Source organism: Bradyrhizobium sp. USDA 3256, assembly GCF_054058275.1.
Genome location: NZ_JBSSAE010000002.1, coordinates 1807708 through 1822084, shown reverse-complemented (window position 1 = coordinate 1822084; position 14377 = coordinate 1807708). Strand labels below are relative to the sequence as shown.

The window sequence follows — 14377 nt, the reverse complement described above, 5'->3', positions numbered from 1 at the left end:
GGTTACGCCTGCCGCACTCACCTGCATCACGGCGCCGGATAGATCGGCTTGCCGGTGGCGGTCTCGTGCGGATAGATCGAGACGAACTTGATGTGGTCGTGCTCGTCGACCGTGAGCTGGCCGAGCGGCGTCAGTTCGCCGATCTGACCGCCGGTCTCATCCAGCGCGAAGGTGCCGTCCAGCGTCTTGAGCTGGCCGCTGAGCGAGAACACCGCGCGGCGCAGCTCCATCTGGTCGAGGCTGGTCGCAACCGACAGCGTCTTCTCGATCACCAGCGCCGTGGTGTAGCCGGCCACCGCGTTGAAGCCGAACTCCATCTTGCCGTCGTTGTACTTCTTGGTCCAGGCGGCGCGGAAATCCTTCATGTTCATCCCGAAATTGACGGGATAGTCCAATTCGGACGGCGGCACATAGGTCCAGATGTGCTCGAGGCCCTTGGCGCCGACATTCTTCTCGAGCAACTCGGTCTCGAGGCCGGCATAGATCGCAAACAGCATCTTGAACTTGGTGCCGACGTCCTGGACGTTGCGCAGGAAGGCGATGTCGTTCGGCGCATAGCCAAAATGGATCACCGCGTCCGGATTGGCGTTGCTGATGTTGTTGATGATGACGTTGTAGTTGGTGGTCTCGGTCGGAACGCCCTGGTCATAGACGATCTCGATCGGCGCACCGGACTCCTTGACGAACTTGCGGAACGCGTTGGCCTGGGTGCCGGTGAACTCGTTGGTCGAATAGAGGATCGCGACCTTCTTGATGCCGAGGCCAGGGCCGTCATGGCTGATGAAGTCGGCGACCGGCTTCGGCCACACCGTCGACACCGGATCGGCCATCAGCGCGATGTAGGGATTGTCCTTGGAGAAGAAGCTCGCGCCGGTGCCGGTCTGGTCGAACAGGAACATCTTGTGATCGCGCGCGATCGCAACCGCGGGCGCCGTCAGCACCGATCCGGAATCGGCGACCAGGAGATCGACCTTATCCTGGGTGACGAGCTGATTATAAAGCGTCGAGGCGGTCGCGGTGTTGCTCTGGTCGTCATAGGAGACGAGCTTGATCGGGATCTTCTTGTCGAACGCCTTCACGAACACGCCGCCCTCGGCGTTCTTCTGTTCGACCCACAATTTTAGCGAGCTGTAGACCGGCATCGAGATCGAGGCGTAGCGCCCCGACGACGCATAGAGCGTGCCGATCTTGATCTCCGACGGTGCGTCGGCGGCCATCGCCTGCGTGGCAAATGCGAGGCTGGCAGCGAGTGCCGCGCCGATGATCCTCAGCATGATATGTTCCTCCCGGCTATCTTGAACGTGTCTTGGACGTATCTTGGACGCGGCCCTTCTACGCGCCGGATCGGAGCGACACAAGCATCGCGGCCTTAGCAATTGTGCGAGGGGCGGAATATGCGGCATGCGCGGGACACAGGCCGCTGCGCGGAGCATGGATGGACCGTTGACGGGCCTTGGTTCAATGTCGCATCAAGACTGTAACGATTTCGGGAGGAGACATCAGACATGGCCGAGCCCGCGCGCGCGAAACCAAAGCCGACACCGGAGACCCAGCATTTCTGGGATGGCACCAAGGCCGGCGAGTTGCGCCTGCAGCGCTGCGATGCCTGCGCCAATGTCTACTTTCCGCCGCGGCCGTTCTGCCCCTCCTGCGCCTCGCGCAAGGTCTCGATCTTCAAGGCCAGCGGCAAGGGCAAGCTCTACAGCTACGTCATCAACCACCGTCCGGCCGCGCCCGGCTTCACGCCGCCTTACGCGATCGCGGTGGTCGAGCTCGACGAGGGCCCGCGCATGATGAGCAACATCGTCGATTGTCCGCAGACGCCGGAAGCGCTCGAACTCGACATGCCGCTCGAGGTCGCCTTCGAGGCGCTCGACGACAAGATCACCCTTCCTTTGTTCCGTCCGGCAAAGGGGTAATGTGATGCGCAGGAACCAGGTTGCCGTCGTCGGTGCGGCCGAAACCACCGAACTCGGCGTCATCCCGAACATGTCGCAGATCCAGCTGCACGCGGACGCGGCGCTGAATGCGATCGCGGACGCCGGCCTGAAGCTGTCGGATATCGACGGGTTCGCCACCGCGGTCGAGACCCCGCAGCAGATGGCGCACTATCTCGGCATCACGCCGACCTGGGTCGACGGCACCTCGGTCGGCGGCTGCTCCTTCATGCTCCATGTCCGCCACGCCGCCGCGGCGATCGAGGCCGGCCTCTGCAAGACCGTGCTGATCACCCATGCCGAGAGCGGCAAGTCGATGATCGGCAAGCAGCCGCGCTTCACGCCGGCCGACAGCCTCAATGGGCAGTTCGAGGCACCGTTCGGCGTCTACGGGCCACCGAGCATGTTCCCGATTCCCGTGCTGCGCTTCATGAAGACGCACGGCATCACGCATGAGCAGCTTGCAATGGTCGCCGTCGTGCAGCGCGAATGGGCGGCGAAGAATCCGCGCGCGACCATGAAGGATCCGATCACCATCGCCGACGTCCTGAACTCGCGGATGATCGCCTATCCGTTCCGGCTGCTGCAATGCTGCCTCGTCACCGACGGCGGCGGCGCGCTGATCCTCACCTCGGCCGACCGCGCCAAGGATTTCCCGAACAAGCCGGTCTACATATCAGGCACCGGCGAGAGCGTGGAGACGCCGATGGTCAGCCAGATGAAGACGTTCGACTCGTCGCGCGCCTTCAAGGTGGCGGGTCCCCTGGCCTTCAAGGAGGCCGGCATCACCCACAAGGACGTCGATCATCTGATGATCTACGACGCCTTCGCGCATCTGCCGCTCTACGGCCTCGGCGACCTCGGCTTCATGCCGTACGAGGAGACCGGCAAGTTCATCGCCGACGGTAACACCCGCCCCGGCGGCAAGCTGCCGCTCAACACCAATGGCGGCGGCCTCAGCTACATGCACTCCGGCATGTACGGCATGTACGCGCTGCAGGAGAGCGTGCGGCAGATGCGCGGCATCGCGCCGGCGCAGGTGCCGAACGCAAAGATCTCGGTCTGTCACGGCGTTGGCGGCATGTTCGCCGCAAGTGGCACGATCATCTTTACGAACGAGAAGTAACAACCTCCGTCATTCCGGGATGGTCCGAAGGACCAGACCCGGAATCTCGAGATTCCGGGTTCGCACTTCGTGCGCCCCGGAATGACGGTCCCAACCAGGAGAACCGACATGGCAAAATCACTGCAGGATAAAGTCATCATCGTCACCGGCGCGGGCCGCGGCATCGGCCGCGAGATCGCACTGCTCTGCGCGGCGGAAGGCGCCAAGGTCGTGGTCAACGATCCCGGCGGCGCCGCCGACGGTGCCGGCACGAGCGCCGCGCCCGCCGAGGAGGTGGTCGAGGAGATCAAGAAGCGCGGCGGCACCGCGGTCGCCAATTTCGAGTCGGTGGCGGAAGCCATTCCCGCCAGCAAGATCGTGAAGACCGCGACCGATCATTTCGGCCGGCTCGACGGCGTCGTCAACAACGCCGGCATCCTGCGCGACATGATCTTCCACAAGATGAGCGTGGAAGCGTTCGAGGCCGTCATCAAGGTGCATCTGATGGGCTCGTTCTATGTCAGCCACGCCGCGGCGCGCATCTACCGCGAGCAGGAATCGGGTTCGTTCGTGCACTTCACCTCGACCTCCGGCCTGATCGGCAATTACGGCCAGGCCAACTACGCCGCCGCCAAGCTCGGCATCGTCGGCCTGTCGAAATCGATTGCGCTCGACATGGGCCGCTTCAACGTGCGCTCGAACTGCGTGTCGCCGTTCGCCTGGACCCGCATGATCGGCACCATCCCGACCGAGACCGACGCCGAGAAGGCGCGCGTCGAGAAGATCAAGCAGATGGGGCCGGAGAAGATCGCGCCGGTCTGCGCCTATCTGCTGTCGGACGCGGCCAAGGACGTCACCGGACAGATCTTCGGCGTGCGCATGAACGAGATCTTCCTGTTCGGCCAGCATCGTCCGGTGCGCTCGGTTCATCGTGGCGAAGGCTGGACGCCCGAGACCATTGCCGAACACGGCATGCCGGCGCTGAAGGGATCGTTCGCCAAGCTCGACCGCTCGGCCGACGTCTTCACCTGGGATCCGATCTGAATTTGATCTGATCTTCCGATCCGATCTGACATTTTTATGAAATCGTCGCCTCCGCGAAACAGCGGGGGCGACACACTCTTTGGTTGTTTCAGCATAGCGTGCCCGCATTGTGCCAGAATTGCGGGGGTATGATCGTCCTCCCGATAACAAAAAAGCCTGGGAGGACTTTCGTGACAAATCCAAGCAACATTCAGAAACACGAGCGCGACGGTGCGAAGGCGTTCGACCGTCGGACAATCTTGCGCGGCGCAACCGCGCTTGCTGCCACCGCGATGGCGGCATCCGATGCCGCAGCGCGCGACTTCGGTTCCAACGCGGAGCCGCAGCGCTATCCCGATCCGGACATCGTCGTGATCGACGACAAGCGCTTCAAGGCCAAGGTCGGCAACACCGCGATCAAGCGGCTCTACACCGGCTGCCTGTGGGCGGAGGGTCCGGCCTGGAACGCGCAGGGCCAGTATCTGGTCTGGAGCGATATCCCGGCCAACCGGCAGTTGCGTTATCTCGATGATGACGGCCACATCTCCGAGCAATTCCACAAGCCGTCAAACGAGGCCAACGGCTCGACTTTCGATTTCGAGGGCCGCCAGATCACCGCCGAGCGCACGCGCCTGGTGCGCTACGAGCACGACGGAACCGTCACGCCCTTGGCGGAGCAGGCCAATGGCAAGCAGCTCAACGGGCCGAACGACATGGTCGTGCATCCCAACGACAAGTCGATCTGGTTCACCGATCCCGGCTATGGCGCGATCTCGATCTATGAGGGCCAGCTGGCCAACACGGGATCGAAGCAGCCCTACCAGAAGGAAGCCGTCTATCGCATCGACGCTGTTACCGGCCAGATCACCAAGGTCGCCGACGAGCCGTTCAAGCCGAACGGCATCGCCTTCAGCCACGACTACAAGAAGGTCTATGTCTGCGACACCGGCATCACGCATTATCCGAATGCCAAGAACATCGTCTGGCAGTACGACCTCAACGGCGACAAGATCTCGAACCCGCGTACGCTGATCGACATGACGCTGGACGGCAAGTCAGGCTTCCCGGACGGCATGCGTGTCGACATCGACGGCAATATCTGGGTCGGCGCCGGCTGGGTCGGACCGGGCTATGACGGCGTGCAGGTGTTCGCGCCCGACGGCCAGCGGATCGGCCAGATCCTGCTGCCGGAGACTTGCGCCAACCTCACCTTCGGCGGCAAGAAGCGCAACCGCCTGTTCATGACGGCAAGCCAGTCGCTCTACGCGGTTTATGTGGAGACGAAGGGCGCGCATAACTGCTGATCTAACCGTCGTCCCGGCGAAGGCCGGGACCCATTACCACTACAGTTGGTTGTAAGAAAGCTGGGGCCCACATCGTTCACGACACTCCCGGTCGTGGTTATGGGTCCCAGCCTTCGCCGGGACGACAGCGTAGCTAGCCGCTATTCCTCAGCCCCGCCGAAATCCCGTTGATCGTAATCTGAATCCCGCGCAGCACCTGCTCGTCCGGATTCTGCGCGCGATACTCCTTCAACAGCTCGACCTGCACGTGATTGAGCGGATCCATGTAAGGGAAGCGGTTGCGGATGCCGCGCTCCAGCAGCGGGTTGCCCTGCAGCAGCCGGTCATGCCCCATGATGTCGAGCAGCGTCTCGATCGACAGGTGCCATTCGCGGCGGATCCGGCCGAAAATCTTCTCGCGCAACGCGACGTCAGGCACCAGTTCAGCATAGCGCGAGGCGATCGCGATCGAGCTCTTCGCCAGCACCATATCCATGTTGGAGAGCAGCGTACGGAAGAACGGCCATTCCCGATAGAGCTCCTGCAGGAACGCCATGCCCTGCTCCGGATGCTCTGATATCCAGCTCTCGACCGCGCTGCCGAAACCATACCATCCCGGCAGCATCAGCCGGCATTGCGCCCAGGAGAACACCCACGGAATGGCGCGCAGGTCCTCGATCTCGCGGGTCTTCTTGCGCGAGGCCGGGCGGCTGCCGATGTTCAGCGTCGCGATCTCGTTGATGACGGTCGAGCCCCAGAAATAATCGGCGAAGCCTTCGGTCTCATAGACAAGGCCGCGATAGGCCTTGAAGGCGAGCGCGGAAATCTCCTCCATCGCCTTGAGATATTCGGGGCGCGGCGCGCTCTGTCGCGGCTGCAGCAGGCTGGTTTCCAGCGTTGCAGCCGCGAGGATCTCCAGATTGCTGCGGCCGACCTCGGCATTGGAATATTTCGACGAGATGATCTCGCCCTGCTCCGTGATGCGGATCTGGCCGTTCACGGCGCCGCCGGGCTGCGCGATGATCGCGTCATAGCTCGGGCCGCCGCCGCGACCGACCGAACCGCCGCGGCCATGGAACAGGCGCAGCCGCACGCCGTGGCGCTCGAACACCTCGACCAGGCCGATCTCTGCCTTGTAGAGTTCCCAACCCGAGGTGACGAAGCCGCCATCCTTGTTGCTGTCGGAGTAACCGAGCATCACCTCCTGCACGCCGCCGAGACTGTCGACCAGCTTGCGATAGTCGTGCAGCACCAGCATGCGATCCATGATGCCGCTGGAGGCCTGCAGATCCTCGATGGTTTCGAACAGCGGCACGATGTTGACGGCGCTGCGGCCGGACGGATTGACGAGCCCGACCTCTTTCAGCAGCACCGCGACCTCGAGCATGTCGGACATGCCCTGGCACATCGAGATGATGCATTGGGAGATCACCTCCGGCCCGAACCTGGCGTGCGCCTCGGCCGCGGCTCGGAACACGGCGAGCTCGCTCTGGGTCTCCTCGGAATATTTCACGAAGGGCGAGGCCAGCGGCCGTGCATTGCGCAGCTCGCCGAGCAGCAGGCTGACGCGGGCGTCCTCGCCGAGCGCCAGATAGGACATCCCCGGATTGGCGGTGTCGAACAGTTCGGCGATGGTGCGCTCGTGCACCGCCGAGTTCTGGCGGATGTCGAGCCGCGTCAGATGGAAGCCGAAGCAATCCACCGCCCGCCGCAACAGCCGCAGCCGGCCGCGCGCGATCACGCTGGAATTGTTCGCGATCAGCGAGCGGTTGAGCACGTCGAGATCGGCCTGGAACTCCTTCACGGTCGCATACGGCTCGGCCTTGCCGACCGGCGGCCGCGTGGTCTCGACCTCGAGCCGAGAGGCCGTCGCCGCAAGCCTCGCATAGATGCCCGAAACGGCCAGACGATACGGTTCGCCGCTGCGATGCGGTGAGGTGTCGGGCGAACGCTCGGCCAGGCTCCGCAACTCGTCCGAGACGTCAGCGAGATGCGCCGCCAGCGACAATTCGGCGCCAAGCGCATGCAGCTCCTCGAGGTAGAAGTTGAGCGCCTGGCTCGACTGCAGGCGCAGCGTGCCGCGCATCACCTCCGCGGTGACGAAGGGATTGCCGTCGCGATCGCCGCCGATCCAGCTTCCCATCCTGAGGAAGGATGCGAGTTCGCCGGCCTCGCCGCCCTCCTTGTTCAGGCGGTCCTCCAGCGCGCAATGCAGCCGCGGCACCTCCTGCAGGAAGGTGTAGTCGTAGAACGACAGGCCGTTGGCGACCTCGTCGAGGACGGTCAATTTGGTCCGGCGCAGCAGATTGGTCTGCCACAGCGTCACCACGGCGCGGCGAAGCTGCTCGTCGCTGGCCTCGCTCTCGTCCGGCGTCATCTGCAACCGCTCGCGGCGGTCGAGCAGATCGGCGATCTCCATCTCGCGGTCCATCGTGCTCTTGCGGCGGACCTCGGTCGGATGCGCGGTCAATACCGGGCTGACCAGTGCACTCTTGAAGAAGCTGCGCAGATCGGCCGGGCTGATGCCGGCCTGACGGGCATGCACCAGCGTCTGTTCCAGCGTGCTCGGCCGCGGTGCCCCGCTCGGCCCGTGGCTGCGCATCTGGCGGATGTTGTTCTGGTCCTCGGCGATGTTGGCGAGGTGGGAGAAATAGCTGAAGGCGCGGACGATCTGCAGCGTCTCGGCAATCGACATGCCGTCGAGGATGCCCTCCAGCTCCCGCCGCGCCAGCTTGTCCTCGTCGCGATGGAAGCGAACCGAGGTCTGGCGGATGCGCTCGACCAGGTCGAACACATCTGCCCCTTCCTGGTCGCGCACGGTGTCGCCGAGAACGCGCCCCAGGAGGCGGATGTCGTTCCGGAGCCGCGCATCCTCCTCCTGCGCGGTCGCTTCCAGAAGGCTGGCCTCTGCGGCACGCTTTGCGCGGATTTCCGCCTCGGACTGCATGGTCTGGGGAGGCATTACCTGGGGAGACATGGCTTGGCTACTCCAGAGGCTGCCCGGCTCCTCCCGAGTGTGCGCTTTTTCTGCCGCAGCGCAAGATGAACTTGGTGGCGGTGCACACATCCACCAACGTCGTCCCGACGTAGGCCGGGACGACGTCGAGTTTTGCGGCCTAGATTCTCCGCCCCGCCCGCTCCCAATAGGGATCGCGCAGCCGGCGCTTGAAGATCTTTCCGGAATCCTCGCGCGGCAGGTTGGTCTGGATCTCGATGTGCTTGGGCACCTTGTAATCGGCGAGCGCGGTCTTGAGCTGGGCGCGGACCGAGGCGATGTCGAGCACGACGGCTGGCTGCGGCTCGACCACCGCCATCAGCGCCTCGCCGAACTCGGCATCGGGAATGCCGAACACCGCGCAGTCGTGCACGCCGGGGACGGCATGCAGCACCGCCTCGATTTCGGCCGGATAGATGTTGACGCCACCCGAGATCACCATGTCGCGCTTGCGATCGCAGATGAAGACGTAGCCGTCGGCATCGATATAGCCGACATCGCCCGAGGTGATGAATCCCTGCCGGTCGATCTCGGCGCGCTTCTCCGACTTGTTGTGATAGGTGAAATCGGGATTGCCCTTGATCCGAGAATAGATCTCGCCGATCTGCCCCTGCGGCACCTCCTTGCCGTCGTCGCCGATGAAGCGCAGCTCGGCGCCGGGCGAGATCTTTCCGACCGTGCCGGGCTTCTTCAGCGCGTCCTCGGAATTGGCGAAGGTGACCGCGCCTGACTCGGTCGAGCCGTAGAACTCGTAGATCACCGGCCCCCACCATTCGATCATGGCGCGCTTGACGTCGGGCGGACACGGCGCGGCGGCATGGATGATGTGGCGCAGCGACGACATGTCGTACTTCCGGCGCACCTCCTCGGGCAGCTTCATCAGGCGGATGAACATCGTCGGCACCATGAAGATGGTGTCGATCCGCTCGCGCGCGATCAGCTGCAGAAACTCCTCCGCATCGAAGCGCGGCATCAGCACCAGCGCGCCGCCGAGCTTGCCCGAGCGCAAGCCGAAGGAATTCGGCGCAGAATGGTAGAGCGGTCCGGGCAGGATCGCACGTGCACCGGGCTTCAGACCGTAGATCATCGCGCGCATTGCTTCCGCATTGGCGGTCTGCTCCGGCGTCGGCGCGAAGCGGCGCACGCCCTTCGGATGGCCTGTGGTGCCCGAGGTATAGATCATGTTCTGCGGCTGCGGCACCACCGGACCGTCATAGCGCGGGAATTGCGCGAGCCAGGCTTCGAAATCGATCGCGAAATCCGGTGTCGCCAGATGGTCGGGATCGATCTTGTAGTTGGCGAGGATTTCCGGCGGCGTCGGCACGCTGAGCACGATGACGCCGGGCGGGATCGCGCCGCGCAGCGGATGCAGCATGTCGGCATGACCGATCAGGACGCGCGTGCCGGAATCCGTCAGCACGTAGTTGATCTCCTCCGGCTTGAAGTGCCAGTTGATCGGCACGCCATAGGCGCCGAGCCGCATCGCGGCATAGGCAGCCTCGATGAAGGCGATGTCGTTGCGCATCAGCATGCAGACGCTGTCGCCCGGCTTGACGCCGAGCTTGTTGAGGCCGCTGGCAATGCGGTCGGCGCGCTCGGCGACCGCAGCGTGATCGCGCCGGCGACCGCCGCTGACGATGCCGAGGAAGGGCTGGGACGTTTCCATTGTCGTTGTCCGATCTTTCGTCGGGTTAAATGTCATTCCGGGGCGCGCAGAGCGCGAACCCGGAATCTCGAGATTCTCCGGTCCGCAATTGCGCACCATAGTTCGATGCTGCGCATCGCGCCGGAATGACTGCGGTCGTTACCCCGCATCCGCAAACCTTGGCGCGCGCTTCTCCAGATTGGCGCGCACGGATTCGGTCTGGTTCGGGCTGCCGAGCAATTTCTGCTGCTCGACCGATTCCGCGAGCAGCGCGGCCGCCGGGTCGACGGACAGATTGTTGAGCATGCGCTTGGCGGCACGGATCGCATCCGGGCTCTTGCCGGCGATCTCGCGCGCGACTTCGAGCGCCGCGGCGCGCGGGTCGTCGCAGACGCGGGTGGCAAGGCCGTAACCTTGAGCCTCCTGCGCCGAGAAGATACGGCCGGTATAGGTGAGCTCGCGCAGGATGTCGTCGCGCACGAGGCTCGCGAGGATCGGCGTGCCCGCCATGTCGGGCACAAGGCCCCATTTGATTTCCATGATCGACATCCGCGCATCGGTCGAGAGGAAGCGCATGTCGGCGCCGAGCGCGAGCTGCAAGCCACCGCCGAACGCGACGCCGTGAACCGCGGCAATCACCGGCACCGGAAGCTGGCGCCAGCCCCAGACCGCCTGCTGCGGGAAATTGGCCTTGCCGTGGGTGCGAATGGTGAGATCGCGCTTCTCGCCGCCCGGCACCCCGTTACCGCCGTCCTTCATGGCGGCGAACCGGCCCATGTCGAGCCCGGCGCAGAATGCCCGGCCCTCGCCGGACAGCACCACCACCCGAACGGCTTTTTCCCTGGAAAGTCGGTCGGTTGCGGCCACCAATGCCTCGAACATCGCAGCGTCGAGCGCGTTCATCTTGTCCGCCCGCACTAGGCGGACATCGGCGATACCGTCCGAAATCGATATCGAAACGCGATCTTCCATTGAAATCTCCTCCGCTGTTCCTTGTTGGCGCTTTACAGAAAGGCCGTTGTCCGCTTTTAGTCAATCGACCAATTAACTGACAACCCCCGTGGAGGAAACGATGTTCTCTGATCAGCTTCTTGCCGGGCGGCGCATACTGGTAACCGGTGGTGGCACCGGTCTGGGCAAGGCCATGGCCTCACGGTTCCTGCAGCTCGGGGCGGAGGTGCATATCTGCGGCCGCCGCAAGAGCGTCTGCGACGAAACCGCCACCGAGCTGATGGCCGAGCATGGCGGGCACGTGGTCAGCCACGGCGTCGATATCCGCAACGCGATGGCGGTCGACGAGATGATCGAGGCGATCTGGACCACCAGCGGTCCGCTCACCGATCTCATCAACAACGCCGCCGGCAATTTCATCTCGCGCTCGGAAGAATTGTCGCCGCGCGGCTTCGATGCGGTCGCCAACATCGTGATGCACGGCACCTTCTACGTGACGCACGCGGTGGGCCGGCGCTGGATCGCCGGCGGCCACCGCGGCAACGTGGTGTCGATCACCGTGACCTGGGTGCGCAATGGCTCGCCCTACGTGGTGCCATCGGCGATGAGCAAGTCGGCGATCCACGCCATGACCATGTCGCTTGCGATCGAATGGGGCCGTCACGGCATCCGCCTCAACACCATCGCGCCCGGCGAGATTCCGACGGAAGGCATGAGCAAGCGCATCAAGCCAGGCGACGAGGCCGGTGCACGGACCAAGGCGATGAACCCGATGGGCCGCGTCGGCACCATGGAGGAGTTGCAGAACCTCGCGGTGTTCCTGATCTCCGGCGGCTGCGACTGGATCAACGGCGAGACCATCGCCATGGACGGCGCGCAGGCGCTCGCGATGGGCGGCAACTTCTATCAGCTCCGCGACTGGAGCGACGACGACTGGACCAAGGCGCGCGAGTCGATCAAGGCGCAGAACGAGAAGGATCGCGCGGCGCGGGGCTGAAGCAACAGCTCGCGCTTCAACCACTGTCGTCCTCCTGGCGAAAGCCAGGACCCATAACCACCGCTGTGCGCGATTGCGCACGCTGCGGCCCCAACGTCGTGCCCCAACCTCAACTGTCGTCCCTGCGAAAGCAGGGACCCATAACCACAGATGCGCGCATTTGCGTACGCTGTGGCCCCAGCGTCGTGCCACATAAGCATTCGTGGTTATGGGTCCCGGCCTGCGCCGGGACGACCGTGTTGAAAGATCGCGCCCATACACCCCATATTGTTTTTCCCGCGCGATGCCGCCACACTCGGCGCAACCAAAACAAGACGTCACGGGGGAAACATGTCCGACGCGCCGAAACTGACCAACCTTGCCGACATGGTGCGCGAGCGCGCCAAGAGCCGCGGCGATGCGCTGGCCTATGAATTCGAGGGACGGCAAACCAGCTTCGCCGAGTTCGACATCAAGACCAACCGCGTCGCCAACGCGCTGATCGCGATGGGCGTCAAGAAGGGCGAGCGCATCGCCTATCTCGGCAAGAACAGCGACTTCTATTTCGAGCTGTTGATGGGCGCGATGAAGGCCGGTGTGGTGATGGCGCCGGTGAACTGGCGCCTCGCGGGCCCCGAGGTCGCCTTCATCGTCGATGACTGCAGGGCCCCCGTGCTGTTCGTCGGCCCCGAATTCATCACGCAGGCGCGCACCATCCGCGACAAGCTGCCGAGCGTCCGCACCATCATCACGACCGAGGGCGGCGCGCCGGAATGGCCCGACTTCGTCGCGTGGCGCGATGCGCAGGGCGGCGACGACCCGCGCGTTGCGATCGAGCCGAAGGACATCGCGATCCAGCTCTACACCTCGGGCACGACGGGCAAGCCGAAGGGCGCGATGCTGTCGCACGCCAATTTCCTCAATCTGGTGCAGAGCGGCAACGAGGCCGAGAAGCCGGAGTGGAACCGCTGGACCACCGACGACGTCTCGCTGGTCGCGATGCCGATCTTCCATATCGGCGGCTCCGGCTGGGGCGTGATGGGGCTCTATCACGGCGCCCGCGGCGTGATCGCGCGCGAGTTCGACCCGACCAAGGTGCTCGACTTCTTCGAGCAGTCCGGCATCACAAAGCTGTTCATGGTGCCGGCCGCGATGCAGTTCGTGGTGCGGCAGCCGCGCGCGCGGCAGGTCGACTTCTCCCGCCTGAAATACATGCTCTATGGCGCCTCCCCGATTCCGGCGGCGCTGCTAAAGGAGTGCATCGAGGTCTTCAAATGCGGCTTCGTGCAGATGTACGGCATGACCGAGACCACCGGCACCATCGTCGCGCTGCCGCCGGAGGATCATATCGAAGGGCTCGACCGCATGCGCTCGGCCGGCAAGGCGTTGCCCGGCATCGAGCTTGCGATCCTCGATCCTGACGGCAAGCCGCTGCCGCCGGACGAAGTCGGCGAGATCGCCACCCGCTCCGGCTCCAACATGGCCGGCTACTGGAATCTGCCCGAGGCCACCGCGCGCACCATCGACAGCGACGGCTGGTTGCGCAGCGGCGATGCCGGCTACATGGACAAGGACGGCTACCTCTACATCCACGACCGCATCAAGGACATGATCATCTCCGGCGGCGAGAACATCTATCCGGCCGAGGTCGAGAGCGCGCTGTGCGACCATCCTGACGTGGCGGAGGCCGCGGTGATCGGCATTCCCGACGACAAATGGGGCGAAGCGGTGAAGGCGGTGGTGGTGATGAAGCCGGGAAAAGCCGCGACCGCGACCGACATCATCAACTTCACGCGCGAGCGGATCGCCGGCTACAAGGCGCCGAAATCGGTCGACTTCATCCCGGCGCTGCCGCGCAACCCGTCGGGCAAGATCCTGCGGCGGAGCCTGCGCGAACCGTACTGGGCGGGCAAGGACCGGCAGGTGAATTAGCCTCCTCTGTCGTCCCGGCCTTCGCCGGGACGACGATGGAGAGAGTCATCACGTCTTCTTCATCTTCTCCCGCATCGTGCGCCACCGCTCCTGCGCCTCTTTTGGCCAGACCTCTTTCCGATCGTAATACTCGGGGAACACTTTCACGCCCGGCGGGAAGGTCACCCAAGGCTGCTTCGAAGATGTGAAGATGTGCGCATCCGGCGGGCACTGGCTCGGATCGTCCAGTGTGCCGACGCGGACGAAGCGCACCGCCGGTCCCGCGCCCGGATAATTGCTCCACACCGCGACCTTGCAGATGGGGCAGCGCGCGATCTTCTGCCCCTTGCCGCTCGCCGACGGCGTGTCAACGATCTCGGGCTCGGCCGCGATGTGCTCGACCCGCTCGGCCTCGTACATCGCGTTGAGCGCGTGCACCGTGCCGGTCTCGCGCTGGCACCAGGTGCAGTGGCAGGCGTGCACGATCAGCGGCCTGCCGGTCAGGCGGTAGCGGACGTTTCTGCAGGTGCATCCACCTTCCATGTCGTCCC

General features: G+C 64.3%; 11 protein-coding genes. 6 read left to right on the top strand and 5 right to left on the bottom strand.

The genetic code is table 11. From position 1 onward, the window contains the following. Positions 1 to 26: 26 nt before the first annotated feature. Positions 27 to 1274: an amino acid ABC transporter substrate-binding protein gene (locus ACVWY5_RS10195; RefSeq protein ID WP_028331755.1), complete on the bottom strand. Its 1248-nt coding sequence runs from the start codon at positions 1272 to 1274 to the stop codon at positions 27 to 29. Between the two features lie 231 nt (positions 1275 to 1505). Here ACVWY5_RS10195 and ACVWY5_RS10190 point away from each other — a divergent pair, with 231 nt between their 5' ends. The 4 genes from ACVWY5_RS10190 to ACVWY5_RS10175 all read left to right on the top strand — a co-directional run bounded on the left by ACVWY5_RS10190 (position 1506) and on the right by ACVWY5_RS10175 (position 5369). After that, the gene (locus ACVWY5_RS10190; protein ID WP_028331756.1) at positions 1506 to 1919 is read left to right on the top strand and encodes a Zn-ribbon domain-containing OB-fold protein; all 414 of its coding nucleotides are present in this window, start codon (positions 1506 to 1508) and stop codon (positions 1917 to 1919) included. Positions 1920 to 1923: 4 nt separating this feature from the next. Then, positions 1924 to 3063 carry a thiolase C-terminal domain-containing protein gene (locus ACVWY5_RS10185; protein ID WP_028331757.1) on the top strand — a complete coding sequence of 380 codons (1140 nt, stop codon included), beginning with the start codon at positions 1924 to 1926 and terminating at the stop codon, positions 3061 to 3063. 108 nt (positions 3064 to 3171) lie between these two features. Beyond that, positions 3172 to 4086 (top strand): SDR family oxidoreductase, encoded by a 915-nt coding sequence (locus tag ACVWY5_RS10180; protein ID WP_018270553.1) that lies wholly within the window; start codon positions 3172 to 3174, stop codon positions 4084 to 4086. 170 nt (positions 4087 to 4256) lie between these two features. Continuing rightward, entirely contained in the window at positions 4257 to 5369 is a 1113-nt protein-coding gene (locus ACVWY5_RS10175) for an SMP-30/gluconolactonase/LRE family protein (RefSeq protein ID WP_321176785.1), read from the top strand. A 133-nt stretch (positions 5370 to 5502) separates the two neighbouring features. Here ACVWY5_RS10175 and ppc read toward each other — a convergent pair whose 3' ends face one another. From ppc to ACVWY5_RS10160, 3 genes are all read right to left on the bottom strand, one after another. Continuing rightward, positions 5503 to 8310: a phosphoenolpyruvate carboxylase gene (gene ppc, locus ACVWY5_RS10170; RefSeq protein ID WP_028331759.1), complete on the bottom strand. Its 2808-nt coding sequence runs from the start codon at positions 8308 to 8310 to the stop codon at positions 5503 to 5505. Positions 8311 to 8464: 154 nt separating this feature from the next. After that, positions 8465 to 10009, bottom strand: a complete 1545-nt coding sequence (locus tag ACVWY5_RS10165; RefSeq protein ID WP_028331760.1) for an acyl-CoA synthetase — start codon at positions 10007 to 10009, stop codon at positions 8465 to 8467. 138 nt (positions 10010 to 10147) lie between these two features. Next, positions 10148 to 10960, bottom strand: coding sequence for a crotonase/enoyl-CoA hydratase family protein (locus tag ACVWY5_RS10160; RefSeq protein WP_028331761.1), 813 nt, complete (start codon positions 10958 to 10960; stop codon positions 10148 to 10150). A gap of 100 nt (positions 10961 to 11060) precedes the next feature. Here ACVWY5_RS10160 and ACVWY5_RS10155 point away from each other — a divergent pair, with 100 nt between their 5' ends. Continuing rightward, positions 11061 to 11936, top strand: a complete 876-nt coding sequence (locus ACVWY5_RS10155) for an SDR family oxidoreductase (RefSeq protein WP_028331762.1) — start codon at positions 11061 to 11063, stop codon at positions 11934 to 11936. A gap of 330 nt (positions 11937 to 12266) precedes the next feature. Beyond that, positions 12267 to 13847: a fatty acid--CoA ligase gene (locus ACVWY5_RS10150; protein WP_028331763.1), complete on the top strand. Its 1581-nt coding sequence runs from the start codon at positions 12267 to 12269 to the stop codon at positions 13845 to 13847. Between the two features lie 48 nt (positions 13848 to 13895). Here the strand turns inward: ACVWY5_RS10150 and ACVWY5_RS10145 are convergent, their stop codons facing one another. Beyond that, on the bottom strand, positions 13896 to 14369 hold the full coding sequence (locus tag ACVWY5_RS10145; protein ID WP_028331764.1) for a GFA family protein: 474 nt from the start codon (positions 14367 to 14369) through the stop codon (positions 13896 to 13898). Between the last annotated feature and the right edge of the window lie 8 nt (positions 14370 to 14377).